This is a genomic window from Nocardiopsis valliformis DSM 45023, from assembly GCF_000340985.1.
GTDB lineage: Bacteria > Actinomycetota > Actinomycetes > Streptosporangiales > Streptosporangiaceae > Nocardiopsis > Nocardiopsis exhalans.
Genome location: NZ_ANAZ01000015.1, coordinates 78,026 through 104,044, shown reverse-complemented (window position 1 = coordinate 104,044; position 26,019 = coordinate 78,026). Strand labels below are relative to the sequence as shown.

General features: G+C 70.3%; 21 protein-coding genes. 13 read left to right on the top strand and 8 right to left on the bottom strand.

What is annotated here, in order from left to right; all coding sequences use genetic code 11:
- Position 1: 1 nt before the first annotated feature.
- Together D457_RS0116745 and D457_RS0116740 are read right to left on the bottom strand one after the other, a co-directional pair.
- Positions 2-715, bottom strand: a complete 714-nt coding sequence (locus D457_RS0116745; RefSeq protein ID WP_017581828.1) for a response regulator — start codon at positions 713-715, stop codon at positions 2-4.
- Positions 715-2,007 carry a sensor histidine kinase gene (locus D457_RS0116740; protein WP_017581827.1) on the bottom strand — a complete coding sequence of 431 codons (1,293 nt, stop codon included), beginning with the start codon at positions 2,005-2,007 and terminating at the stop codon, positions 715-717. Before D457_RS0116740 ends, D457_RS0116745 begins: the two co-directional genes overlap by 1 nt.
- Before the next feature lie 171 nt (positions 2,008-2,178).
- Between D457_RS0116740 and D457_RS0116735 the strand changes: the two genes are divergently transcribed.
- Positions 2,179-2,598, top strand: a complete 420-nt coding sequence (locus tag D457_RS0116735) for a thiol-disulfide oxidoreductase DCC family protein (protein ID WP_051072951.1) — start codon at positions 2,179-2,181, stop codon at positions 2,596-2,598.
- Positions 2,599-2,611: 13 nt separating this feature from the next.
- Positions 2,612-3,025 carry an SdpI family protein gene (locus tag D457_RS0116730; protein ID WP_017581825.1) on the top strand — a complete coding sequence of 138 codons (414 nt, stop codon included), beginning with the start codon at positions 2,612-2,614 and terminating at the stop codon, positions 3,023-3,025.
- A gap of 38 nt (positions 3,026-3,063) precedes the next feature.
- Here D457_RS0116730 and D457_RS0116725 read toward each other — a convergent pair whose 3' ends face one another.
- Positions 3,064-3,960, bottom strand: a complete 897-nt coding sequence (locus D457_RS0116725; RefSeq protein WP_051072950.1) for a hypothetical protein — start codon at positions 3,958-3,960, stop codon at positions 3,064-3,066.
- 54 nt (positions 3,961-4,014) lie between these two features.
- Between D457_RS0116725 and D457_RS0116720 the strand changes: the two genes are divergently transcribed.
- The gene (locus D457_RS0116720; protein ID WP_026116724.1) at positions 4,015-4,611 is read left to right on the top strand and encodes an HD domain-containing protein; all 597 of its coding nucleotides are present in this window, start codon (positions 4,015-4,017) and stop codon (positions 4,609-4,611) included.
- A gap of 19 nt (positions 4,612-4,630) precedes the next feature.
- On the opposite strand, the gene D457_RS0116715 is transcribed toward D457_RS0116720, so the two are convergent.
- Together D457_RS0116715 and D457_RS37535 are read right to left on the bottom strand one after the other, a co-directional pair.
- Complete coding sequence (locus tag D457_RS0116715) at positions 4,631-6,430, bottom strand: hypothetical protein (protein WP_017581822.1); 1,800 nt, start codon at positions 6,428-6,430, stop codon at positions 4,631-4,633.
- Positions 6,431-6,583: 153 nt separating this feature from the next.
- Positions 6,584-6,715, bottom strand: a complete 132-nt coding sequence (locus D457_RS37535) for a hypothetical protein (protein ID WP_017581821.1) — start codon at positions 6,713-6,715, stop codon at positions 6,584-6,586.
- Positions 6,716-6,816: 101 nt separating this feature from the next.
- Between D457_RS37535 and D457_RS0116705 the strand changes: the two genes are divergently transcribed.
- A complete protein-coding gene (locus tag D457_RS0116705) occupies positions 6,817-8,241 on the top strand; it encodes an aldehyde dehydrogenase family protein (protein ID WP_026116723.1) in 1,425 nt (474 codons plus the stop codon).
- 116 nt (positions 8,242-8,357) lie between these two features.
- Here D457_RS0116705 and D457_RS0116700 read toward each other — a convergent pair whose 3' ends face one another.
- Together D457_RS0116700 and D457_RS0116695 are read right to left on the bottom strand one after the other, a co-directional pair.
- Positions 8,358-9,437, bottom strand: a complete 1,080-nt coding sequence (locus tag D457_RS0116700) for a trypsin-like serine peptidase (RefSeq protein WP_017581819.1) — start codon at positions 9,435-9,437, stop codon at positions 8,358-8,360.
- 195 nt (positions 9,438-9,632) lie between these two features.
- Positions 9,633-11,267 carry a CocE/NonD family hydrolase gene (locus D457_RS0116695; protein WP_017581818.1) on the bottom strand — a complete coding sequence of 545 codons (1,635 nt, stop codon included), beginning with the start codon at positions 11,265-11,267 and terminating at the stop codon, positions 9,633-9,635.
- Positions 11,268-11,574: 307 nt separating this feature from the next.
- Between D457_RS0116695 and dxr the strand changes: the two genes are divergently transcribed.
- The 6 genes from dxr (at position 11,575) to D457_RS0116660 (ending at position 20,441) form a co-directional block, all read left to right on the top strand.
- Positions 11,575-12,777 carry a 1-deoxy-D-xylulose-5-phosphate reductoisomerase gene (gene dxr / locus D457_RS0116690; protein ID WP_017581817.1) on the top strand — a complete coding sequence of 401 codons (1,203 nt, stop codon included), beginning with the start codon at positions 11,575-11,577 and terminating at the stop codon, positions 12,775-12,777.
- Between the two features lie 27 nt (positions 12,778-12,804).
- Complete coding sequence (locus D457_RS0116685) at positions 12,805-14,160, top strand: M50 family metallopeptidase (protein ID WP_017581816.1); 1,356 nt, start codon at positions 12,805-12,807, stop codon at positions 14,158-14,160.
- A 291-nt stretch (positions 14,161-14,451) separates the two neighbouring features.
- Positions 14,452-15,606 carry a flavodoxin-dependent (E)-4-hydroxy-3-methylbut-2-enyl-diphosphate synthase gene (gene ispG / locus D457_RS0116680; RefSeq protein WP_017581815.1) on the top strand — a complete coding sequence of 385 codons (1,155 nt, stop codon included), beginning with the start codon at positions 14,452-14,454 and terminating at the stop codon, positions 15,604-15,606.
- Between the two features lie 464 nt (positions 15,607-16,070).
- Positions 16,071-17,531, top strand: coding sequence for an amino acid permease (locus D457_RS0116670; RefSeq protein WP_017581813.1), 1,461 nt, complete (start codon positions 16,071-16,073; stop codon positions 17,529-17,531).
- A 304-nt stretch (positions 17,532-17,835) separates the two neighbouring features.
- The gene (locus tag D457_RS0116665) at positions 17,836-18,654 is read left to right on the top strand and encodes a carbon-nitrogen hydrolase family protein (protein ID WP_017581812.1); all 819 of its coding nucleotides are present in this window, start codon (positions 17,836-17,838) and stop codon (positions 18,652-18,654) included.
- A 62-nt stretch (positions 18,655-18,716) separates the two neighbouring features.
- Positions 18,717-20,441: a flavin monoamine oxidase family protein gene (locus tag D457_RS0116660; RefSeq protein ID WP_017581811.1), complete on the top strand. Its 1,725-nt coding sequence runs from the start codon at positions 18,717-18,719 to the stop codon at positions 20,439-20,441.
- 194 nt (positions 20,442-20,635) lie between these two features.
- On the opposite strand, the gene D457_RS0116655 is transcribed toward D457_RS0116660, so the two are convergent.
- The gene (locus D457_RS0116655) at positions 20,636-21,100 is read right to left on the bottom strand and encodes an Lrp/AsnC family transcriptional regulator (RefSeq protein WP_017581810.1); all 465 of its coding nucleotides are present in this window, start codon (positions 21,098-21,100) and stop codon (positions 20,636-20,638) included.
- 144 nt (positions 21,101-21,244) lie between these two features.
- Between D457_RS0116655 and D457_RS0116650 the strand changes: the two genes are divergently transcribed.
- The 3 genes from D457_RS0116650 to pta all read left to right on the top strand — a co-directional run bounded on the left by D457_RS0116650 (position 21,245) and on the right by pta (position 25,976).
- The gene (locus tag D457_RS0116650; RefSeq protein WP_239646123.1) at positions 21,245-22,882 is read left to right on the top strand and encodes an alpha/beta fold hydrolase; all 1,638 of its coding nucleotides are present in this window, start codon (positions 21,245-21,247) and stop codon (positions 22,880-22,882) included.
- A 127-nt stretch (positions 22,883-23,009) separates the two neighbouring features.
- The gene (locus D457_RS0116645) at positions 23,010-23,852 is read left to right on the top strand and encodes a GNAT family N-acetyltransferase (RefSeq protein ID WP_017581808.1); all 843 of its coding nucleotides are present in this window, start codon (positions 23,010-23,012) and stop codon (positions 23,850-23,852) included.
- Between the two features lie 48 nt (positions 23,853-23,900).
- The gene (gene pta, locus D457_RS0116640) at positions 23,901-25,976 is read left to right on the top strand and encodes a phosphate acetyltransferase (RefSeq protein ID WP_039831366.1); all 2,076 of its coding nucleotides are present in this window, start codon (positions 23,901-23,903) and stop codon (positions 25,974-25,976) included.
- Positions 25,977-26,019: the final 43 nt, after the last annotated feature.

Genomic DNA, 26,019 nt, shown 5'->3' with positions numbered 1-26,019 from the left:
GCTACCGCTGCTGGCCGCTCTCCCACGAGGTGAACCAGAGGGCCAGAGCGGTGCGGTCGCGCAGGTCGAGCTTGCGCAGGGCGTTGGTGACGTGGTTGCGGACGGTCCCCTCGGACAGGAACAGGGTGCGGGCGACCTCGCGGTTGCTGGCCCCGGTCCCGATCAGGCGCACCACGTCCCATTCCCGGTCGGTGAGGCCGTGGGAGTCCGACTGGGGCGACGCGGGTGCCGGTTCCGGGGTCGGTCCGCTGCTGGCAGCACCCGCGAGGTTGGCGATCATCCGTTCTGCAGCGTGTCCGAGCAGGACGCTCTCCCCGCGGGCCGCTCGGCGGACGGACTCGGCGACTTCCTCGGGTTCGGCATCCTTGAGCAGGTAGCCCTTCGCTCCCGCGCGCAGGCAGGCGAACAGGTGCTCGTCCTCGTCGAAGCTGGTCAGTACCACCGCCGCCACGCCGGGGTGGCACTCCGCCAGGTGCCCGAGCAGCTCTGTGCCGTCCATCCGCGGCATGTGCACGTCCACCAGGGCCACGTGCGGCGGTTCGGTGAGGTCGGGGGAGCCGAGGAGTGCGAGGGCGGCCACCCCGTCCTCGGCCTCGCCCACCACCTCGATGTCCCCTTCGGCGGCCAGCAACCGGGCCAGACCGCGCCGGACGATCCGGTGGTCGTCCACCAGGATCACCCGGACCCGCTTGGCCCCGTGGTTGGGCTGCGACATCACACCGCCTCCAGTTCTCGTGCCTGATCGTTGGTCCTCACCGGGAGCCGGGCCCGGAGTTCGAACCCGCCGCCCGAGCGGGCTCCGGTCTCCAGGGTCCCGCCCAGCGCGGCCAGGCGCTCGCGCAGCGCGGTCAGTCCGAAGCCCGGCGCCCCCTCGCCCGGGCCCAGCCCGTCGTCGGCGACGATCAGGTCCAACCGTTCCGTTCCGGCGTGCACGGCCACCTCGATCCGGCTCGCCCCGGAGTGCCGCAGCGCGTTGGTCAGCGCCTCCTGCACGCATCGGAACGCGACCAGCTCGGCCTCACCGTCCAGGTCCCCGGGCCACGCGCCGCTGCTGGTGAAGGAGGTGGTCACCCCCAGCTCGCCGAAGGAGTCCGTGAGCGAGCGCAGCGCGGCCGGACCGGAACGCTCGGCCAACGCGATGGGTTTGAGAGCCCGCACCCAGCGGCGGGTGTCGGCCAGGGTCTCCTTGGTGAGCCTGCGTGCCTGACCGATGTCCTCGCGGAGGTCGTCGAGGAGGTCGCGCGGCAGGTCCTCGGGCAGGGCCGCGACCACGCGTTCGGCGTTGGCCAGGCACAGGTGGACGGCGCTCAGGTGGTGGCCGGTGCTGTCGTGCATCTCCCGGGCCATCCGGGCGCGCTCATCGGCGATGGCACGCTCCCGATCGCGGGCGGCGTGCGCGCGCAGCTGATCGTGGGCCTGTGCCAGCTCTGCCAGGAGTTCACGGGTGCGCTGGGACTGCCGGACGGCGCCGATCAGGGTCAGCACGGCGGCGACCACCCCGAGCCCGTAGACCAGCAGGAGAGCCCCGTTGAACAGCGCGTGGCCGGTGGCGAACCCGGGAGCGGCCAGGCCCATCCCCATGTTGACCAGTGCGAACAGCAGTGCCATGGCCAGTCCGCCGAGCGGCCCGAAGGCGCACACGGCGAGGGCGATCGCGACGGCGATCAGACCGAAGAAGCCGAACTCCACCGTGACCGGCATGAGCAGGGCGCTACAGGCGAGGAAACCCACGGTGGCGGCCCGGCGGTGGGCCGGGGCGTCGCGCTCCCAGGTGGTGAGGGGCCACAGTGCGCACAGGGGCAGTAGCGCGCCCAGCATGAGGAGGAAGACGGGGTCGGGGTACACGTACTGAGCCGGGACCAACCGCCCCTCGGCCAGGGCGTTGAGGCCGCGCACCAGGACGAAGCCGAGCACGACGGCGCCGAACACGAGGTGGAGGACGAGGCGGGGGCGGGGGCCGCGCGGGTCCAGGAGGTCGACCAGCGATCGCTGAGGGAGGTCGGGCATGCCCCAACTCTCCCAAAGCCGGTATCGCTGAGCGAAGAGGGCATGACGGATGTCCCATGACATTCGTGACTGTCGCCGGAGAGACGGGCGGTGCCAGGATGGAGCACGGTGTGAGAGCCGACACCGAAGCCCCCTCGGCTGGAGACAGAGCCAGGAGGGAATGATGGAGGTATGGAAGACACAGCGGGTGTGAGCGAACGGTCCGAGGCCGGGCTGTTCCTATACGACCGGGACTGCGGGTTCTGCCAGCGGGCGGTCGGCTTCGCCCGTGAGCGCCTGCGCACACGGACCGCCTTCGCGGCTTGGCAGGACGTCGACCTCGACGCCCTGGGGCTGACCCCCGAGCAGACCGATGAGCGGGCCTGGGTCGTCTACCCGGACGGACGGCGCTTGGCCGGGGGAGACGCGGTCGCCGGGGTCCTTCTGGCCGCCGGGTTCCCCGCGGAGGTCCTGGGCCGCCTGATGCTCCTGCCCGGAGCGCGTCTGCTCAGCCGCGCCGCCTACCGGGTCGTGGCCGCCAACCGGTACCGGCTGCCCGGCGGCACCGCCGCCTGTGCCCTCCCCTCCAGCCCGCCCCGGAACCCGAAGTAGCAAAGGACCCGCAGTGAACCCGCTGGCCGAGAACGCCGACCAGATGATGCCCCTTGTTCCGTTCGTCATCCTCATGGTGACCGTGGTGCTCATGGCGGGGGTCCTGGTGCTCATGGGGGTGCTGGGAGCCCAGCGGCGGATCAAACCGAACGAGTTCTTCGGGATCCGGACCGCCTACACCCGCTCCGGTGAGTTCGCCTGGTACACCGTGCACGAGGTCTCGGCGCGCTGGACGATCGTGGCCGGGCTGGTCTGCCTGCCTTCGCTGGTCCTGGTCCCCATCGCGACCACCCCGAACGGGCAGATCGCCGCTCTGCTCGTGCCCATGGGGATCAGCGTCACCGTGCTGGCCCTCGGCTCCTGGCGGGCGCACAAGGTCTCCCGGGAGCGGGAGGCCCAGGAGGCGGGTCGCGCCGACCTGCCCTGAACCAGGCCTGCCCTGAGCCCGTCCCGCTCCGGGGCGGCTCAGGCAGCCGCGCGCAGCTCCCGGCAGACCGCCAGGACCCGCTCGCGCAGTACCGCGCCGCGTTCGGCGAAGTCGCGCTGGTACTCCATGTACGCCGCCTTGCCCTCGGCCGTCTCGATCCGCACCGGCTCGTACCCCCAGTCCCGCAGGTCGTAGGGCGAGGCGCGCATGTCCAGGACCCGGATCTCCTTGGAGAGCTCGAAGCAGTCCGCCACCAGCTCCGACGGCACCGCCGGGGTGAGCTTGTACGCCCACTTGTACAGGTCCATGTTGGCGTGCAGACAGCCCGGCTGGTCCAGCTCCGCCTGCCGCTCCCGGGTGGGCTGGAGGGTGTTGAGCGGGCGCGCGGGCTCGGTGAAGAACCGGAACGCGTCGAAGTGGGAGCACTGGATCCGGTGCGACTCCACCACCCGGTCGGTGCCCTCGTGGCCCAGCCGCAGCGGGACCTGGTCGTGCCGGACCTCCTCGGTCCGGTAGGCCATCGCCCACTCGTGCAGCCCGAAACAGCCCAGGTGTGCGGGGCGCTCGGCCACCGACGACAGCAGCCGTTCCACGAAGTCCAGCACCGGCCGTGCGGCCAGGAACGCGGGCACGTCCAGCCCCACCCCGCCGGATAGTTCGGTGTAGAAACGCTCCGAGAGCCGCTCGCGCGCGCCCTCGCCCAGCAGTACCGCACCCGCGCCCGGGTGCCAGCGCCGCAGCTGCGAGGGTTTGAGGTTGTAGTAGGTGAACAGGAAGTCCTCGACCGGATGCCGCTCGCCCGCGCTCCTGCGCCGCAGGTGGTCGCCGACCAACGCGTCCACGCGTAGCGCGTGCCGCTCGGCGCGCTCGCGCCACTCCGGCTCCGCCAGTGTCCGCGTCAGGCCCGCCAGGCCTGCTGTACTCGTTCCCGTCACGGCCCCCAGGGTATGCGCGCCGCACCGCGGTCCGGCGTCTACTCTGCTGGGGTGCTGACTATCCCCACCGATGAACAGATCCGGGCCCTCCACGAGCGCCACGCGCCCACCGCCGAGGCCTTCGACCGCGTGTACACCCACTGCCGGGTCGTGTGCGAGGTGGTCGAACAGCTCCTGGGCCGCGCCGCCCCCGGCGTGAACGCCGACCTCGTGCGCGCGGGCTGCCTGCTCCACGACATCGGCGTCTACCGGCTGTACGGCCCCGACGGTCAGCTCGACGGCTCCCGCTACGTCAGCCACGGGGTGCTCGGCCACGAGCTCCTGGCAGGGGAAGGGCTGCCCGAGACCCTGTGCCGCTTCTGCTCCCACCACACCGGTGTGGGTGTGACCAGCGAGGACGTGCGCTCCCAGGGGTTGCCCATTCCAGTGGCCGACTACCTCGCCGAGTCGCCCGAGGAGGAACTGGTCATGTACGCGGACAAGTTCCACAGTAAGAGTCAACCGCCGGTCTTCCTCACCGCCGCCTCCTTCGCGGCCAAGGTGCGGCGCTTCGGCTCGGACAAGGAGCTCCGGTTCAAGGAGCTGGTCGACCGGTACGGCGAGCCGGACCTGGCCGCGCTGTCCGACGCCTACGGCCACAAGGTGGTCTGACCGCGTGGCGTGAGCGCCATCAGTTCGACTGCTGTACCGGCAGGTGGCGACCCAGGTAGCCCACGTACACCCGGTTGGTGGTGTCCGGGCCCAGGTGCGGGTAGAAGTACAGCCGCGGGCAGATGCCGTACTCGATGTCCAGCTTGATGTGCGCGTACATCGGCACCCGGCCTGCCGGGTCCACCTCGGTCGGTACCTGGAACACCCGTTTCTCGTTGAGCTTGCCGCGGTTGCGCACGTAGTCCGACTCCTGCGAGGCCAGCCGCTTGACCGGGATCACCCGGTAGCCGTTCGGGGGATCGCGCAGGTAGGAGTGGAAGCCCAGCCCGCTGCCGGGGTTGTCGAACTGGTAGCGCGCGTAGTCGTTCAGCGCCAGCAGCGCCTCCCAGGCCCGGGTCACCCACAGCCCTTCCTTGCGGCTGTCGGAGAGCTCGTACACCGTCTGGTCCTCGATGGTGAAGAACAGGTGCGGCAGCGCCGTCCCGTCGGTGATCCGCTCCAGCAGCTCCGCCACGCTGGACGGTGGCCGCTGCTCGGGGTCGTGCGGGGCCGGGGTCGCGGCCAGCCGGAACAGGCCCTCCTCCCGGATCCGCTCGCGCAGCCACTGCGCCTCGTAGCGGGCGCTGCGCCGCTCGTCCCGGGCGGAGTCCAGCTCCTCGGTGAGGTCCGCGGTCTCCGCGAGCAGGGCCTGGCGCTCCTCCGAGAGTTCCCCGATTCGCGCGCTGAGCCGGCGCACCTCCTCTCTGAGCCGCCGGGCCTGTTGCTCCTGGGCCTGGGCGGCGGCCAGTTCCGCCATGATGACCGAGTCCGGCTCGGACTGGTGCGCGATGGTGTTCCCCGATCCGGTCGTTGCTGTCTGCTGTGACGCGGGGGGAAGCGGGGTGCTGGGACCCCGGCGCAGGTCCTCGGTCTCCTCTGACAGAAGGATGTCGATCGCCTTGAGTGCCTCGGGCAGCGCCAGCCCGACGGCGTTGTCGCGCACTCTCCGGGACAGCGCGGCGCCCACCCAGTTGCGCACGCGCTCGCCGTCGCGGGCGGTGTCCAGGGTGGTCGGGCTCATTCTGGGGTGACGCTGGGCGTCCTCCGGGTCGGCCAGGTCCACCCCTGGTAAAAAGGTGCGCACCCCGCCCGCGGGCACGTCCAGGTCCCGGGGCAGGATCCCGCCCACCCGGTCCAGGGCGGCCCCGTCCAGCACGTACCCGGCGCACATTCCGGTGCAGCGGGACAGGGAGCCCGCCATCGAGTTGCGCCAGTCGGCGACGGTCACGTCACGGGGCGCCCCGGTAGCCACGATCGCCAGTCTGCGCAGGGGATCGCGCACGCTGGAGATCAGCGCAGCCACGTCGGCGTCGTCGCGCCCGCGCACGATCCGCGGTGTGGAGGGCAGGGGATGGGCGCCGTCGTGCGCGGCGACCGCCTCCAGCAGCATGCGCGCAGCCTCGGGCGGCATCACGTCCAGGCGGGGGGTGTCTGGGGTGGCGGCGGAGGCGGGGTCGACGGTCATGTCGATCCACACGTAGTTCCACGGCGAGAGCTCGGGGTCCACGACGACGGTGGCCAGGGTCCGCCACACCCCGTCGGCCTTGTCGGACTCCGTGGTCAGCCGCAGGAAGGTGAGCCCCTCATCGGTGTTCTCGTGCCGCGCGACCAGCGCACGCGAGCGGTTGCTGAGCTCGTAGCGGCCCGGCGAACCGAAGTCCACGCGCGCGCCCGAGTTGCCGCGTTTGCTCAGCCAGCGGGAGAGGACGGCCGAAGCGACGGCGACGAGATCCCCGTCGTCGTCGTGGACGGCGACGAGCGTGCGGTAGACAAGCGGCAATGAGCCCTCCCGGGTTCCCGTCAGCGGCGGCGGACCCGAGGGCCTGGCCCAGTGTTCCAGAAAGGTTGGCGCTGGCAGAGCCCTCTTTTACCACTGTGTATCAAGGACAGCTCAGGCGCCAGCCGGTTGACCAAAGAACCGTTGACCGGATTGTCATCCCACGGCCCGGGGATCGTGCTTCCCGTTCACCCAGGGGACGTCCGCGTCGTCCACGTGTACACGCCACTCGGCCTCCGGGAAGGCCTCCCGTGGCCGGGTGAGCGCGGCCACGGTGGTGCGGGACACCGACAGTCCGAACCGGATGCGCCACAGTGGCCAATGTCCGGCCCTCGGTTGGCAACTGTGGACAAAGCTGCCCTGCCCGGGTGCGGGTTAGCGTCACCGACATGAGCACGCACCCGTTCTGGCTGGCCGGAACCGCCGCGACCGGCGACACCGAGATGACCGTCCGCAACCCCTACACCGGCGAGGCGGCGGGCGTCGTCTCCGTGCCCACCGAGGCCCAGGTGGAGGCCGCCGTCGTCGCCGCGGACGCGGTGGCCGCCCAGGCCGCCGCCCTGCCCGCGCACGTACGCGCCGGGGCCCTTGACCACATCTCCCGGCGCATCGGCGAGCGCGCCGAGGAGATCGCCCAGACCATTACCGCCGAGAGCGGCAAGCCGATCAAGTGGGCCCGCGCCGAGGCCGGGCGCGCCGTCTCGGTGTTCCGCTGGGCCGCCGAGGAGGCCCGCCGGGACAGCGGCGAGCTCCAGCGCCTGGACACCGACCCGGGCGGTACCGGGCGGATGGCCATGGTCCGCCGGGTCCCCAAGGGGCCGGTCCTGGGCATCTCCCCGTTCAATTTCCCGCTCAACCTGGTCGCCCACAAGGTCGCCCCGGCCATCGCCGTGGGTGCCCCGGTGATCCTCAAGCCCGCCCCGGCCACCCCGATCACCGCGCTGATCCTCGGTGAGATCCTCGCCGAGACCGACCTGCCCGCAGGCATGTTCTCGGTGCTGCCCATGCCCAACGAGCTGGCTGCCCCGCTGATCACCGACGAGCGCCTGCCCGTTATCTCCTTCACCGGCGGCCCCTTCGGCTGGGAGATCCAGCGGCGCGCCCCGCACAAGCACGTCACCCTGGAGCTCGGCGGCAACGCCGCGGCCGTGGTGCTCGACGACGCCGACCTTGACTGGGCCGCCCAGCGGGTCGCGCTGTTCGGCAACAACCAGGCCGGTCAAGTGTGCATCGGCGTGCAGCGGGTCGTGGTCACCGAGTCCGTCTACGAGGAGTTCCTGCCGCGCCTGGTCAACCAGGTCGAGGCCCTCGGCACCGGGGACCCGGCCGACCCGAAGACCGACGTCGGTCCGCTGGTCGATGAGGCCGCCGCCGAGCGGGTGTCCTCCTGGATCGACGAGGCGGTCGCCGCGGGTGCGCGACTGCTCACCGGCGGCATCCGTGACGGCGTCACCGTCGCGCCGACCGTCCTGGCGGACGTGCCCGCCGACGCCAAGGTGGTGCGCGAGGAGGTGTTCGGCCCCGTGCTGGTCATCCAGCGGGTCGCCGACACTGACGCCGCCTTCGCCGCGGTCAACGACAGCGATTTCGGCCTGCAGGCCGGGATCTTCACCCGTGACCTGCCCACCGCCTTCCGGGCCCACCGCGAGCTGGAGGTGGGCGGCGTGGTCATCGGCGATGTGCCCACCTTCCGCGCCGACCAGATGCCCTACGGCGGCGTCAAGCGTTCGGGTGTGGGCAAGGAGGGTCTGCGTGCCGCGATGACCGACCTCACCCACGAGCGGGTCCTCGTCCTCACCGGCATCGACCTCTAGGCCGGGGGAGAACCGGGTCCGGTGGCGGTCGGACCGAGGAGAAGGCGGGGCGGTGGTGACCGGGGATGGCACCACCGCCCCGCCGTCGCGTTTGGGCGCGGGTCGGATCAGGTCGTCTACAGCTGGTTGGCGTGGTCGAAGAGGCGCTTGGCTTCGGTTCCCAGACGCGGCCCGTACTGCGTGTTGCGGTCGTCGGCGTACTTGAAGCTCACCACCGAGGAGATGGTGCCCTGCCCGGTGGCGGGGTCGAAGCCGGTGAACCAGGGACCGCCGCTGGAGCCCTGGGTCATGGTGCAGCGGACGCCGTTGGCGGTGGTACCGCCGGTGTCGGGAACGGTGCGGCCGGAGCAGTAGTGCAGGTGGCGGCCGTTGAAGGGCGAGGCTGCCGGGTAGCCGAAGGTGTACACCTGCACCCCGTCGCGGACCCGCTGCTCGGTCCAGGTGTCGAAGGCGATCTTCTGGGCGCCGACCCGGTCCTGCACGCTGGCGCCGCCGTTCCGGTTCAGTACGACCATCGCGAAGTCGTAGCTGTCGTCGGCCCGGTTGGCCCACTGCGGGGCGACCATGAGGTCGCGGGCGGTGAACCTGCCGTGCGGGCTGGAGCCGTCGGCGTAACCGGGGACGAAGGTCCAGTTGCGGGCCCAGGAGCCGCGGCCGTCCTTGGCGCAGTGCCCGGCGGTCACCAGGGTGCTGCCGTTGGCGGAGTCCACGACCGACGCCGAACAGGTGAAGTCACGCCCGTCCATGGTCAGGTACACCTTGCCGGTGGTCCGGCTGACGCGGCCGCCGTCGTTCCAGCGTTCCCCGTCGCTGTCGGGTCGGGCGGCCTGCGGCTCGACCTCGGTGGGGGAGCGGTGGAGGGGTTCGGCGAGCCCGAGAGCCGAATCGACCAGGCTGGAGATGGGCTGCGCGGCGGCCATCCGGTCGTTGGTCCAGTAGTCGAGGACGGCGGCGTTCTGCTCGTCGGTCACGGCCCCGGTCTGGTGGACGACCCCGTCCATCCGGGTGGCGGCGACCCGACTCTGTTGGACGGGTGTTTCGGGGGCGAGCGAGTCCGGGAGGGCGGCGGAGGCGTGCAGGGCCTGGGTCACGGCTGAGGCCGGGGCGGGCAGGTGGTTGACGAGGGCCAGACCCCCGAGGGCGACCGCGGCGGCGGCCAGCGGCGCGAGGATCTTGCGTGCGGTGGACGAGGTCATGGCCACGATCTTTGCACACTTTGAGTAACTCAATAACTACTTTTAGTTTGTGTCGTGGCTTCCTCGGGAAACGAAGGGCGACCGGCCGACCCTGCGGGAGTTCGGGCCGACCGGTCGCCGGTCTCGCGGTTTCCTCCTGGTCGAAAACCGAGGTATCGGTCAAGAGGTAACCGGGGTGTTCGCAGGGTTCAGGGGCTAGCCGAGCGGGATCGTCACCTTCGTCGGGTTCTCCTCCGGCGAGGTCACCGTGACGCGGTTGCCGATGCGGCTCTCGCTGTCGTAGCGCAGGTCCCTGCTGTCCACCACCACGGCCAGCCGGTGCCTGGCCGGGACGTCCCACACCACCGAGGACATTTCGGCCTCCACCGTCACCGGCTCACCCGGGACGGCGTCGCGCAGCGTGTAGGGGGCGTGGCTCAGCAGGGAGCCGGTCCCGTGGGCGTTGATCGCGTACAGGTACACGAACACCGACTGGTTGGTGGTGGTCGGCGTGACCGTGAACGTCACCTCGGGCACACCGGCCACGCGGGCGCCGTCGGGGTAGGCGGGGCTGGTCCACACCGCCGCCCGGTAGCGGTCCACGGTGGGCAGCAGTACTCCGGTGGGCACGTCGAAGAACTGCTGGAGCGCCCCGGACAGAATCACCGTGCCGCTGCGCGCCGTCGTGCCGATGCCGGTACGGAAACCGTAGTTCCAGCCGGTCGCGGGCTCGGCCTTCATGGCACCGCTGCTCTGCCAGCGGCCCCAGCTGGTGCTGGGCCGGTCCAGGTAGTACTCGTCGGTCCCGGCGGTCACCGACGGCCAGTCCGCGTGCGAGGTCCAGGCGCCGTTGCCGTTGTTGGGCTTGACGCGCACCGGATCCTCGGCGTCGATGCCGTTGTCCTCGCCCTTGAGGTGGTGGTCGAACCAGCGGCCCAGGTCCTCCCAGACCTCGTTGGGCAGCCCGACCGCGCCGAACGCCTCGGGGGTGGCGTGGTCGCCGGGGGTGAGCATGAGCCGCTTGTCGCCGGACAGCTCCTCGTAGAAGTCGGCGATGTGCGCGGCCGGGAACATGCCGTCGTTCCAGCCGTGCGCCATCATGACGGCGGTCCCGTTGGCGTTGATCTGGTCCACCTTGGTGGCGGCCGAGCGGTCCGGGGCCATCTCGAGGATGGGGTCGATGTTGCCGCGCCGGTACTCTCTCTCCATCTCCTTGAGCGCCTCGCCCGGGGTGCCGAGCAGGTTCCCGGCCAGGAGCAGCAGCTCGGCGGACTGCACGTCGATGGTCTCGTTCGGGTAGAGCGAGGCCTCCAGGTCGGCCCAGCCGCTCATCGAGCCGACCGCCTTGACCCGGTTGTCCTCGGCTGCGGTGAGCAGGCTGATCCCGCCGCCGTAGGAGATGCCGGCCATGCCGATCCGGTCGGCGTCGGCCTCGGTGTTCTCCAGGGCCCAGTCGATGACGGCGCTGGCGTCGGCCCGGTCCTCGGGACCGGCCACCTCGATGCCGCCGCCGGAGTCCCAGAAGCCGCGCGAGGAGTAGGCGACGACCTGGTAGCCGGACTGCTCAGCCAGTTTCTTGGCCGCTCCGACGTACAGGATGTGCGGGGTCGCCCAGGCGGAGGGCATGACCAGCAGCGGGCGCGGTCCCTCGGCGCCGGTGGGGGTGATGACCTTGGCCTTCAGCTCGGTGCCGTCATGGCTGACGATCGTCTCGTAGCTGATGGTCGATGCGATGGTGACCGCGGAGGCGGGCGCCGGGGACAGGGTGGCGGCCGCGACGGCGGCCGCCGCCACACAGGAGAGGGAGCGAAGACGCGCGCCGGGGGAGGGGCGCGTACGGACAGGGATCATGTCGGAAACCTCGGCGGGGATGGGGGCGGGGAGGTTCCGATGGGCAGTCGCGCCCGCACCATCGGGGGAGGCCGGTGTTCGGTCGCACCGGCGGTGATCGGCGTCTCTCTTTACTGTGAGGTAACTTACTCACGGGTCAAGTTAGGCGATCCCCGTGCCGTTGTAAAGACCCCGTGGCCCCGGTGTGTCCCCTCCGTTTCACCGGAACTTCGCTCCGTCGCCCCGACGGGTTGTCCACAGGGCATCGGCGCGGATCGGCCGGGTGCGCGACAATGGACCCGTGCGAGAAGAACAGCAGCGAACAGTAGTGATCCTCGGCTCCACCGGCTCCATCGGGACCCAGGCCATCGACATCGTCCAGCGCAACCCGGAGCGCTTCCGGGTGGTGGGCCTGGCCGCCGGGGGCGGCCGGGTGGATCTGCTGGCCAAGCAGGCCGTGGATCTGGGGGCCGAACGCGTCGCCGTGGCCGATCCGGCCCGCGCCGCCGAGCTCACCCGCCTCCTCGGCGAGCAGGGTGCCGCCCCCGAGGTGCTGGTCGGCGCCCAGGGCGTGGCTGAGCTGGCCGCTTCCCCCTGCGACGTCGTCCTCAACGGCATCACCGGGGCGCTGGGTCTGGAGTCCACCCTGGCCACGCTGCGCGCCGGGACCACTTTGGCCCTGGCCAACAAGGAATCCCTGATCATCGGCGGGCCGCTCGTACGCGACCTGGCCGCCCCCGGCCAGATCGTCCCGGTCGACTCCGAGCACTACGCCATCGCCCAGTGCTTCCCGTACCTGCCCGAGGGTGAGCTCACCAGCCCCGCTCAGGGGCTCGTGCACGCCGGACGGGCAGAGGTGCGCCGCCTGGTGGTCACCGCCAGCGGCGGCCCCTTCCGCGGCCGCCGGGCCGAGGAACTGGCCGAAGTCACCCCCGCCGAGGCGCTCGACCACCCCACCTGGAGCATGGGCCCGGTCATCACCGTCAACTCCGCGACCCTGGTCAACAAGGGTCTGGAGGTAATCGAGGCCAACCTGCTCTTCGACGTGCCCTTCGACCGCATCGACGTGGTCGTCCACCCGCAGTCGATCGTGCACTCCATGGTCGAGTACGTGGACGGCACCACCCTGGCCAAGGCCAGCCCGCCCAGCATGATGATCCCGATCGCCTACGGGATCGGCGCCCCCGAACGCGTCCCCGACGCCGCCCCGGGCATGGACTGGACCAAGGCGCAGAGCTGGACCTTCGAGCCCCTGGACGACGAGGCCTTCCCCGCCGTGCGGCTGGCCGCAGAGGTCGGCGCCGCGGGCGGTACGGCCCCGGCCGTCTACAACGCGGCCAACGAGGAGGCGGTCGACGCCTTCCTGAAGGGAAACCTCGCGTTCCCGGCCATCATGGACACTGTCTCCCAGGTAGTCTCAGAACACCAGCGGACGGAGCGCCCGGGGGCCTCGACCCTGACCCTGGACGACGTGTACGCCGCTGACACCTGGGCCCGAACCCGCGCGCGCGAGCTGCTCACCCGCGGCTGAGGGCCATACTGGCTTGAGGAGAGATACATGGTCGTCCTGCTGACCGTGGTCGGGATCGTCCTGTTCGTGGTGGGACTGCTGTTCTCGATCGCATGGCACGAGCTCGGCCATATGTCCACGGCCAAGATGTTCGGGATCAAGTGCACCGAGTTCATGGTGGGCTTCGGCAAGACACTGTGGTCGGTGCGCAGGGGCGAGACCGAGTACGGCATCAAGGCCGTCCCGTTGGGCGGCTTCGTGCGGATGGTCGGCATGCTGCCGCCCGCCAAGCGCGCGGAGGACGGCGGCGCCAAGAAGATGTCGCGCTGGCGGGCGATGGCCGAGGACGCCCGCGAGGCCTCCTACGTGGAGCTGTCCCCCGAGGACCAGGACCGGCAGTTCTACCAGCGCGCCCCCTGGAAGCGCCTGATCGTCATGTTCGCCGGTCCGGGCATGAACCTCATCCTCGCGGTGATCCTGCTGGCCGTGCTCTTCATGGGGATCGGCGTGCACAAGGAGACCCCGCAGATCGGCCAGCTGCGCGAGTGCATCGTGCCCGCCGGGGTCACCGCCACCGAGTGCACCGACGAGTTCGACCGCACCCCCTCCTACGAGGCCGGGCTGGAGCCGGGTGACTTCATCCTCTCCATCGACGGCGAGCGCACCGAGGGCGCCAACGTCAACAGCCAGATCCGCCAGTCCCTCGGCCCCACCGAGTTCGTGATCGAACGCGACGGCGATCGCTTCACCACCGACATCGACATCGTCGAGAACGAGCTGCCCGCCCGGGACGCGGACGGCAACATCGTCTACGAGCTCGACGAGAACGGAAACCACGTCTACGACGAGCAGGGCCGCCGGGTCGCCGCCACCGAGGTCGTGGGCTTCCTGGGGGTCATCTTCGTCCAGGAGCGCCAGGCCCTGACCGTGGGGGAGTCGGTCTCCGAGGTCGGCACCATGCTGGTCAACGTCGGCGAGGCGATCATCGCCCTGCCCAGCCGGGTTCCCGAGGTGTTCGGCGCCGCTTTCCTGGGCGAGCAGCGCACCGAGGACTCCCCCGTGGGCATCGTCGGTATCTCCCGCATCGGCGGCGAGATCATGTCGCAGGGCCTGCCGGTGATCGACACCGTCGCGATCATGCTCAGCATCCTGGCCAGCGTCAACCTCTTCCTCTTCGCCTTCAACATGCTGCCGATCCTGCCGCTGGACGGCGGGCACATGGTCGGGGCGATCTGGGAGTCCATCAAGAAGTGGACGGCCAGGATCTTCCGACGACCGGACCCGGGGCCGGTGGATGTGGCGCTGCTGACCCCGGTGGCATACGTGATCGTGGCCTGTTTCCTGGTGTTCAGCGTCATCCTGCTCGTGGCCGACCTCATCAATCCGGTCCGATTGTTCGGTTGATGCAAGACTGACCTCTTCGGGGCGGTCTCCGGGGTGCCCGGGGCCGCCCCGAAGATCACCTTCGGCGGATGAATACCGGTTGAACTGGTGTGAATGGGGCCACGACGGTCCGAGCGTCTTCTCCAGGGCGGGTAACCTTGGGGTCGCGTTCCGGGAACGCCGCCGCGGTTCAGGCCGCCCAGCCGGAGCACCCGAACGCGGCTCCGGGCGCTGCTCCGGGCGCCCTTCTCCACGAACCGGACGACATCAAGTGCCGCCCCCCTCTCCGGCGGCAGACGAGGTGAATCAAGCGTGACCATCGATCTCGGTATCCCCGCCACCCCGCCGCGCCCGCTGGCGACCCGGCGCAAGACCCGGCAGATCATGGTCGGGAACGTCCCCGTCGGCGGGGACGCCCCGGTTTCCGTGCAGTCGATGACGACCACCCGCACCTCCGACATCAACGCGACCCTGCAGCAGATCGCCGAGCTGACCGCCTCCGGCTGTCAGATCGTCCGGGTGGCCGTGCCCACCAACGACGACGCCGACGCGCTGCCGATCATCGCCAAGAAGTCGCAGATCCCGGTGATCGCCGACATCCACTTCCAGCCCAAGTACGTGTTCCAGGCCATCGACGCCGGCTGCGCGGCCGTGCGCGTCAACCCGGGCAACATCAAGAAGTTCGACGACAAGGTCGCCGAGATCGCCAAGGCCGCCGGTGACGCCGGGACCCCGATCCGGATCGGCGTCAACGCCGGTTCGCTCGACAAGCGCCTGCTCGCCAAGTACGGCAAGGCCACCCCCGAGGCGCTGGTGGAGTCCGCGCTGTGGGAGTGCTCGCTGTTCGAGGAGCACGGCTTCCGCGACATCAAGATCTCGGTCAAGCACAACGACCCGGTCGTGATGGTCAACGCCTACCGCCAGCTGTCCCAGGCCTGCGACTACCCGCTGCACCTGGGCGTCACCGAGGCCGGTCCGGCCTTCCAGGGCACCATCAAGTCCGCCGTGGCCTTCGGTGCCCTGCTGTCGGAGGGGATCGGCGACACCATCCGGGTGTCCCTGTCCGCCCCGCCCGCCGAGGAGGTCAAGGTCGGCGCGCAGATCCTGGAGTCCCTGGGCCTGCGCGAGCGCGGCCTGGAGATCGTCTCCTGCCCGAGCTGCGGCCGTGCCCAGGTGGACGTGTACACGCTCGCCGAGGAGGTCACCGCCGGGCTGGAGGGCCTGGAGGTGCCGCTGAGGGTGGCTGTCATGGGCTGCGTCGTCAACGGTCCGGGTGAGGCGCGCGAGGCCGACCTGGGCGTGGCCTCGGGCAACGGCAAGGGCCAGATCTTCGTCAAGGGCGAGGTCATCAAGACCGTCCCCGAGTCCAAGATCGTGGAGACCCTCATCGAGGAGGCCATGCGCATCGCCGAGGAGATGGGCGAGGCCGGTATCGAGGGCGAGCCCAGCGTCTCCGTGGCGAGCTGACCCGCACCAGCGTGTCCAGCGGGCTTGACCCGCGGTTGAAGCTTCCGAGGGGGAGCACGGCGAGTGGCCGTGCTCCCCCTTTGCTTCTCCAGGAAGACTCGGGCTGTTTCAGGAACACTCGGCGCCCATGGTCGCTTACACCTACCGGCGATGCTCAGTCATCGAAACCCGGGCCATCGAAACCCAGGTCGTCGAACCCCAGTCGTGGGAACCCGGCCGCGTCCTCGCAGGTCACGCGGGAGTGGTCACATTGGGTCACTTCATATGACATGAATCACGGTCGCGTGCGTTTTCTTGCGCCGGTACGCATGATTCCGCTGGATCAAGCGGACAAATGCAACAAATTTGGGTCATGTTACTCAGGCAACACCATTAACGTTGCCTAGGGCACATTTGGGGTGTCGTTGGTTCGAGACGGCGCCGATCCGGTGCGCCCACCCCGCAGAACGTCGAGGAGTCAATTCGTGGTGGACCAGAAGACCCCCGCGCAGGTGAGCGCGGCAGCGCCCACGCTCGGGCAACGCCTGAGCCGGCGCAAGCCGGTCGAGAAGCTGGTGGCCGAGACCGAGAGCGGCAGCGGACTGCGCCGCACCATGGGTTTCTGGCAGCTGTCCATGATCGGTATCGGCGCCACCCTGGGCACCGGCATCTTCGTCGTCCTCGGTGAGGCCGTCCCGATCGCCGGGCCCGCCGTCATCCTGGCGTTCGTCCTTGCCGGTGTGACCGCGCTGTTCTCCGCGCTCGCCTACGCCGAGATGGCCGGGATGATCCCCGCCTCCGGCTCGGCCTACTCCTACAGTTACGCCACCATGGGCGAGTTCATGGCCTGGGTGTGCGGCTGGTGTCTGATGTTGACCTACGGCGTCTCCGTCGCCGCGGTCGGCGTCGGCTGGGGCCAGTACATCAACGAGCTCCTGCAGCTGACCACGGGCCTGTCGCTGCCCGGCGCGTTCCTGGCCGGACCCCTCGAGGGCGGCGTGATCAACGTGCCCGCCGCCGTCGTGGTCCTGCTGTCGATGTTCGCCCTGCTCGCCGGGGTCCGTGAGAGCACCCGTGTCAACGCCGTCATGGTCGCCATCAAGGTCGCCGTGTTGGTGATGTTCGTGGCCATCGCGATCACCGCCGTCCAGGACGGCAACTTCGCCCCGTTCATGCCGATGGGCATGGCCGGTGTCTCCGCCGCCGGTGCCACCCTGTTCTTCTCCTACATCGGTTTCGACTCCGCCTCCACCGCCAGCGAGGAGGCCAAGAACCCGCAGCGCGACCTGCCGCGCGCCATCATGTTCTCGATGATCGTGGTCACCGCGATCTACTGCCTGGTGGCCTTCAGCGCGGTCGGCGCCCTCAACTGGGAGCTGTTCGCCGAGGGGCAGACCTCCCTGGCAGGCATCCTGACCGTCGTTACCGGCACCCCGATCTGGGCGGTCATCTTCGCGGCCGGCGCCGTCCTGGCCCTGGCCAGCGTCGTCCTGGTCGTGCTCTACAGCCAGACCCGCATCCTCTTCGCGATGTCGCGCGACGGCCTCATCCCCAAGGCCTTCTCCAAGGTCGACGCCAAGGGCACCCCGCGCACCAACACCATCATCACCTCGGTGTTCATCGCCCTGCTGGCCGCGCTCATCCCGCTCGGCCCGCTCGCCGACGCCACCGCGATCGGCACGCTCTTCGCCTTCGCCCTGGTCAACGTGGCCGTCCTGGTGCTGCGCAAGAACCGCCCCGACCTCAAGCGCGCCTTCCGGATGCCCGGCGCCCCGGTCACCCCGGTCCTCGGCGTCCTGGCCTGCGCCTACCTGATGTTCAGCATGTCGCTCAGCGTGTGGATCGCCTTCGGCGTCTGGCTCGCGATCGGCCTGGTCATCTACTTCGGCTACAGCATGCGCCGCTCCGAGCTGGAGACCGAGCCGACCGTCGAGGTCCGCTCCTGACCGGCCCCTGAGCAGCGTTCGCGCCCGCATCAGAAGCAGCACAGTGGGCTCGGACACAGGGCGGGGCCGGGGGGAATCCCCGGCCCCGCCCTCGCGTTCTGCCTGGGGGTGAAGGACCGCGGCCCCGGGGCCGAAGGCGGGGATTCAAGGGTAACGAGCGCGAATGTGCGCACCCGCGCAACGAACCACGGTGGTCCGGTGCGAACTCGCAACAGAGTGCACGCCCCACACACCGATCCCACGCCCTGCTCCACCTAGAGTGGACGCGGCTGACCAGCGACGACACACCGGGAGGTGCACAGCGATGCCCACACCACTGCGCGTGGCCCTCGACCAGGGCGCGGGACGCAGCGGCGACACCGCCTCCTCCCTGGTCCGGCTCCGCGAGCGGGCCCGCACGGCCGCAGCCGAGGGCGCCGAGCTCCTGATCACCCCCGAGATGTCGATGACCGGCTACAACATCGGGGCACGGGTCGCGAAGCTGGCCGAGCCCGCTGACGGGCCGCTCTTCGAGGCGGTCTCCCGGATCGCCGCCGAGAGCGGCGTTGCGATCGTCTACGGCTTCCCTGAACTGGCCGACGGGAACGTCTACAACGCGGTGCGGCTCGTGGACGCCACGGGGGCCTCCCGCGCGCTCTACCGCAAGACCCACCTGTTCGGCGACCTGGACCGGAACCTGTTCAGCGCCGGTGACGACCTGGTCGTCCAGGCGGACCTCGGCGCCCACCGGATCGGCTTCCTCGTCTGCTACGACGTGGAGTTCCCCGAGGCCGTGCGTGCGCACGCGCTGGCCGGGACCACCTTCCTCGTCGTGCCCACCGCCCTGATGGGCCCGAACACCTCGGTGGCCACCCTCCTCGCCCCGGCCCGGGCCATGGAGAACCAGATCCACCTGGCCTACGTGAACCGCTGCGACGCCGAGGCGGAGCTCGACTACGTGGGCCTGAGCACGCTGGTGGGCCCCGACGGTACCGAGCTGCTGCGGGCCGGGCCCACGGAGGAGCTGCTGGTCGGCGCGGTCGACCCGGCCGCCACCGAGCTGTCCCGCGCCGAACTCTCCTACCTGAGTGACCGCCGCCCGGAGCTGTACTCCGAACCCGCGGCCGCCACACGCACTTCCTGACACCTCTCGTCACACACCACACCCATCCCCGGTGAAACCCAGCCCAGCGAAGGAGGGCCTTCATGACGTCTGCCGTGCCCACGGCCGCCGGTAGCGCGCCCGCTACCGACACCCCGGCCAACGACCGTCCGCTGACCATGTCCGGGCCCGACTTCCCGTTCGCCTACGACGAGTTCCTGGCGCACCCGGCCGGGCTGGGCCAGGTTCCGGCCGAGCACCACGGCACCGAGGTCGCGGTGATCGGCGGCGGTTTGTCCGGCATCGTCACCGCCTACGAGCTCATGAAGATGGGCCTCAAACCGGTCGTGTACGAGGCGGACCGCATCGGCGGCCGCCTGCGCACCGAGCGCCTGCCTGGCGCCCCCGCCGATGTGGTCGCCGAGATGGGCGCCATGCGCTTCCCGCCGACTTCCACCTCCTTCTGGCACTACTCGGACCGGATGGGCCTGACCACCAGCCCCTTCCCGAACCCGCTCTCTGCGGCCACTCCGAGCACCGTCGTCGACCTCAAGGGCGAGTCGCACTACGCGACCCACCTGGACGACCTGCCCGAGGTCTACCGTGAGGTGGCGCGCGCCTGGGACCAGACCCTGGAGAGCGTCGAGCACACCCGCATGCAGAAGGCGATCCGCGAGCGCGACGTCGCCACCCAGAAGGAGATCTGGAACCGGCTGGTCGAGAAGCTGGACAACCAGACCTTCTACGGCTTCCTGTGCGAGTCCCCGGGCTTCTCGTCTTTCCGTAACCGTGAGGTCTTCGGCCAGGTGGGCTTCGGTACCGGCGGCTGGGACACCGACTTCCCCAACTCCATCCTGGAGATCCTGCGGGTCACCTACACGGGCGCGGACGACGACCACATGGGCATTGTCGGCGGCGTGGACCAGCTCCCGCTGCGTCTGTGGGAGGACGCCCCGGACAAGCTCGTGCACTGGGCGCAGGGCACTTCCCTGGCCTCGCTGCACGGCGGGGACCCGCGCCCGGCCGTGACCGCGCTGCGCCGGACCGCCGCCAAGGGCAACCCGGCGGGCAACATCACTGTCACCGATTCCTCCGGCTCCACCCGCACCTACGCGGCCGCGGTGTTCACGGCGCAGTCCTGGATGATGCTGTCCAAGATCGACTGCGACGACGACCTGCTGCCGATCGATCACTGGACGGCGATCGAGCGGACCCACTACATGGAGTCCTCCAAACTGTTCGTCCCGGTGGACCGCGCGTTCTGGCGGGACAAGGACCCGGAGACCGGCCGCGACGTTATGAGCATGACGCTCACCGACCGCATGACCCGGGGCACCTACCTCCTGGAGGGCGAGGACCCGGACGGCCCCGCGGCGATCTGCATGTCCTACACCTGGTGCGACGACTCGCTCAAGTGGCTACCGCTCTCGGGCAACGAGCGCCTGGAGGTCATGCTGGCCTCGCTCGGCAAGATCTACCCGGGCGTGGACATCCGCTCCCACATCACCGGCGACCCGGTCACCGTGTCCTGGGAGGATGAGCCCTACTTCATGGGCGCGTTCAAGGCCAACCTGCCCGGCCACTACCGGTACCAGCGCCGCCTGTTCACCCACTTCCACCAGGCGGACCTGGCCGAGCGCCACCGCGGGCTGTTCCTCGCGGGTGACGACGTGTCCTGGACCGCCGGCTGGGCCGAGGGCGCGGTGCAGACCGCCCTGAACGCGGTGTGGGGCGTCATGCACCACTTCGGCGGCCAGACCGACCCGAGCAACCCGGGCCCGGGCGACCGGTTTGACGAACTGGCCCCGGTCACCCTCCCGGAGGACTAGGGCCAGAGCCGAGGCCCCTGAGGGGCCTCTCCCCGGACCCCGGAAGCGTTCCCTGACGGCGCTACCGGGGTCCTTCGCTGTTCCTACCTGGACTTTTGTTCCGGTTCTCAGTCCCAGAACTGTGACGGCGGATCCCCGTGCCACCTCCAAGCAGCCCCCGCGACGTCAGGTGCTCTGGTCGCCGCCCGAACCTCCTAGGACAGGTCGGCGGCTCCGGCGAGGATGGGCTGGTCGACCAGGCGGGACAGCACCAGGGTGCTCTTGGTGCGCACCACGAAGGGTTCGGCGCCGATGCGCTCGATGACCTCTTCCAGGTGCTGGGTGTCGCGGGCGCGGACCTGCACTATGGCGTCAGCCTCCCCGGTGACTGTGCACGCCGAGGTGATCTCCGCGTAGCTGGCCAGGCCGATGCGGATCTCGCTGGGTGAGGTGCGCGCACGGCAGTAGAGCTCGATGAAGGCCTCGGTGGTCCAGCCGATCGCCTGGGGTTCGACGACCACGGTGAAACCGCGGACGGCGCCGGACTCCACCAGGCGGTCCACCCGGCGCTTCACAGCGGACGGGCTGAGGCCGACCTCGCCGCCGATCTCCGCGAAACTCATCCGCGCGTCCGCGCCGAGTATCGCGATGATCCGCTCGTCGACACGATCAAGCCGCATTATGCCCCTTTGTCCATGTCTGATCCGACCAGGGCACATGTTACCGGGGGAGTACTCAGATGGGGTCCGTGTCGCTTCCCATGATTACATTCGGTAATTGAGACAATGCATGGGGACAACACGGTAGTCATCGGGGGTAATCGAGTGCGATCAACAGGCACGCAGTGGGCCGCTGTCTCCGCCGGGGTGCTCCTGGCCTCCCTGATCACCGCGCCGACGGCACAGGCTGCCGAGAACGGGACCGCCGTCGCACCCACCACCCGCATCGACCAGAAGGCGGTCGGCTGGCAGCCCTGTGAGGACCTCGACCCGGTCGGTGACGCCAAACTCGAGTGCGCGACCATCACCGTCCCCTTGGCCCGGACCACTGGCGGGGAACGCGTTAACGACCTCGCCGAGACCGTCGAGATCGCCCTGTCCCGCGTCCGCGCCACCGGCACCGCCGAACACACCATGCTGGTCAACCCCGGCGGACCCGGCAGCGCCGGACGCATGTGGGCCGCGCACACCCACAACCGCATGCCCGCGGAACTCCGCGAGACCTACGACGTGGTCGCCTTCGACCCGCGCGGCATGGGCGCCTCCACTCCCGCCGTCACCTGCGACCCCGACTTCTTCACCCCCGTCCGCAAGGACACCGTTCCGGCCGACGCAGCCGAGGAGGACGCCCTGCGCCAGGACGCCGAGGCCTACGCCGCCGCCTGCGCGGAGGGCGCCGGACCGCTCCTGGACCACATGCGCACCGAGGACACCGCGCACGACATGGACGCCATCCGGATCGCCCTCGACCTCGAACAGGTCGACTACCTCGGTTACTCCTACGGCAGCTACCTCGGCACCGTCTACTCCTCCCTCTACCCGGACAGCGTGCGCGCCGTGATCCTGGACAGCGTCGTCAACCCGGACAACCCCTGGTACGAGAGCAACCTCGTGCAGAGCCGCGCCCTGGACCGCGCCGCTCACAACTTCTTCGCCTGGGTCGCCCGCCACGACGACACCTACGGCCTGGGCACCGACCGCGAGGCGGTCGCCGACGCCTACTACGACCTGCGCGCCGAACTGCGTGAGAACCCCCTCGACGACACCGTCGGCCCCACCGAATTCGAGGGCGCCGTCATCGTCGTCGCCTACAGCGGCAATGCCTGGCCCGCCGTCGCCGGGGCTCTGGCCGCACAGGTCAACGACGACGACCCGGCCCCGCTGCTGGCCCTGCACGACTCCTACGGCGACGACGCCGACAGTGACCCCGGCTATGGCGGCTACCTCGCGGTCCAGTGCACCGACGCCGAGTGGCCAGGCGACTGGCAGACCTGGCGTGCGAACGCCGAAGCGGTCCACGAGGACGCGCCCTTCATGGGCTGGCACAACATCTGGTACAACGCGCCCTGTGCCACCTGGGAAGGCGAGTCCGCCCCCTGGTTCCAGATCGGTGACGGACCCTACGAACACCCCGCCTACGACGGAGACGTGCTCATCGTGCACGCCACCGGCGACGGCGCCACCCCAGTCGAGGGCTCCCACGCCCTGCGCGGCCGCCTGCCCGGCTCCTCCCTGGTCATCGAGGACGGCGGCATCACCCATGGCGTCGCCCTCACCGGCAACACCTGCGTCGACGAGACCGTCGTCGCCTACCTCCAGGACCTGACCCTGCCCGAACGCGGGGTCGAGGGCCCCGACCTGACCTGCGACGCACGGCCCGAACCCCAGCCGCGCACCGCACAGAGCGCCCCCCACGCGCCGGTAGACCGCCTCGGCCCGATCGGACTCGAAACGACCAGGTGAGACCGGACAGCGAAATCACTCAGTGGAGACGGTCTAATAGGCTGGAATCGGCGCGAATTCGTCGTGGGCCCACGAACCGCTCCGGCATCCCGCCGGACACGGTGACCGGGTAGATGGGGGAGATGCGATGCTGCGGACCTCGGCGGTTCGAATCCTTGGCGAACGTGACAGGGAGGCCGTCCGCGAGCTACTCGACGCCGACCCCGTGGGCAACGTCTTCGTCGCCTCGCGCCTGATGACCACCGGGATCTCCGGCGGCGGCGTGGGAGCCGAGGTCTGGGGCCACATGGAGCGCGGCAGGCTCACTGCCCTGTGTTACTCGGGTGCCAACCTCGTCCCGGTCAACGCCGGACCCACCGCCGTGCGCAGCTTCGCCGACCACGCCCGCTGGCGCGGCCGCCGTTGCTCCTCGATCGTCGGTCCGGTGGAGGCGGTCAACGACTTCTGGCAGCAGGTCACCCCCGCCTGGGGGCCCGCCCGCGCCATCCGCGCCAGCCAACCGGTCCTGGAGATCGACGGTCCGCCCGCCGTCGAACCCGACCCGCTGGTCCGCCGGGTCCGTATCTCCGAGATCAACACCCTGGTGCCCGCCTGCGTCGCCATGTTCACCGAGGAGGTCGGCGTCCCACCGGACTCCGGCGACGGCGGAGCCCTCTACCGCGCCCGCGTCGAGGAACTGGTCCGCACCGGCCGCGCCTTCGCCCGGATCGAGAACGGCCGCGTGGTCTTCAAAGCCGAGATCGGGGCCGTCACCCAGCACGTCTGCCAGATCCAGGGCGTCTGGGTCCACCCGGAGCTGCGCGGCCAGGGCCACTCCACCGCGGGCATGGCCGCCGTGGTCAACTACGCGCTGGCCGAGATCGCGCCCCGGGTGACGCTCTACGTCAACGACTTCAACACTCCGGCCCGGGCCGCCTACCAACGGGTGGGCTTCCGCCAGGTCGGGGAGGTCATGTCCGTGCTCTTCTGAATGTTCCGCTGAAGGCTCTTCCGAGGGCTCGAAGGTCGGAGGTCCACCGTGCCAGGAGTCTACGTCGCGTCCAGTGACGCAGAGAGCGACAAGAGGACGATTGCGCTCGGGATGACCGAGCTGCTGGCCGGCACGGTCGACTCCGTCGGGGTGTTCCGGCCCGTTGTCGCCGAAGAGGGCGGCGACCCCCTGCTGGAGACCCTGAGCCGCCGCTTCGGGCTCACCGACCCCTACGAGGACTGTGTGGGGGCCACCCACCGGCGGGTGCACACCGATCCCGAGGCGGCGATGTCGGAGATCATCGCCGCCTACAGGGACCTGGCCGCCCGCCACAGCGCCGTGGTCGTGGTGGGTACCGACTACACCGACGCCGTCACCGCCACCGAGTTCGCCTTCAACGCCCGCATGGCCGCCAACCTCGGCACTCCGGTCCTGCTCGTGGTCTCCGGGGTGGACCGGCCCGGTTCCAGGGTGCGCAGCGAGCTCGCCATCATGCACGCCGAGCTCGCCCGCGAGCAGGCCATCCGCCTGGCCACCGTCGTCGACCGGGTCCACCCCGACAGGTTGGCGGCCACGCGCGAACGCCTGCGGCACGTCGCCTACGTCCTGCCCGACATGCCCGGCCTGAGTTCGCCCACCGTCCGCGACCTCCAACGCGCCTGCGACGCCCGCCTGCTGTTCGGCGAGGCCGAACGCCTGACCCGGGAGACCTCCGGGGTGGAGATCGCGTCGATGTCCTTGCCCGGCCTCCTGGACCGGCTGAGCGCCGACAGCCTGATCCTGCTTACCGCCGACCGGGCCGGATCGCTGCTGCCCGCCCTGCTCGCCGCGCACACCTCACCCGACTTCCCGTCCCTGGCCGGGCTCCTGATCACCGGCGACACCGAGATGCCCGAACCGGTCTGGCGCCTGCTCACCGGTATGGACGTGCGCTTTCCCGTGCTCACCACCCCGCTCGACACCTACACCACCGCCACCCGCCTGGCGTCGGTCCGGGGCGGGTCGGCCCCACTCTCCGACAGGAAGATCGAGTCCGCCCTGGCCACCTTCAGCGCCAACGTCGACGGGCCCGAACTCCTCAACCGTCTCCGGGTGACCCGAACCGACGCCGTCACCCCGCTGATGTTCGAGTACACCCTCCTGGATCGCGCCCGCGCCGACCGCCGCAGGGTGGCCCTGGCCGAGGGCACCGAGGAACGCGTGTTACGCGCCGCCGACATCCTCCTCCGCCGCGACGTCGTCGACCTCACCCTCCTGGGCTCCCCGCACGAGGTCCGGGCCCGTGCCGCCGACCTCGGACTCGACCTGCGCTCCGCGGACATCATCGACCCGGAAAGCTCCGACCTGCGCGACCGCTTCGCCGAGGAGTACGCCTCCCTGCGCGCACACAAGGGCGTCACCGTCGACCTCGCCCGCGACACCGTCCGCGAGGTCTCCTACTTCGGCACGCTCATGGTGCAGTGCGGGCTCGCCGACGGCATGGTTTCGGGTGCCGTGCACACCACCGCCCAGACCATCCGGCCGTCCTTCGAGATCCTGCGCTCGGGGCTGGTCTCCAGCGTGTTCTTTATCTGTCTGGCCGACCGCGTACTGGTCTACGGCGACTGCACGCTGGTCCCCGACCCCACCGCCGACCAGCTCGCCGAGATCGCCGCGAGCTCCGCGGACACCGCTGCCCGCTTCGGTCTCCAACCCCGAATCGCGATGCTCTCCTGCTCCACCGGGGCCTCCGGCAGCGGTGCCGAGGCCGAGAAGATCCGCACTGCCACCGGCCTGGTCCGCCGGGCCCGGCCCGATCTGGAACTCGAAGGGCCCCTCCAGTACGACGCCACCGCCGAACCCGAGGCGGCGCTCACCAAACTCCCGAAAAGCAGCGTGGCCGGGCGCGCCACCGTCTTCGTGGTGCCCGACCTCAACGCCGGCAACACCCTCCACAAGGGCGTACAGCGCAGCGCCGGAGCAGTGGCGATCGGCCCGGTCCTCCAGGGCCTACGCAAACCCGTCAACGACCTCTCCCGCGGCGCCACCGTGCGTGACATCGTCAACACCGTGGCCATCACCGCCGTCCAGGCCCAGAAGGACGGCGGGCGGAAGGACGGTGCTGGGAAAGACGGTGGGCGGTAGGGCGGCGGGCGTTCCTGACAGATCACAGTCAGATTGGCGACTG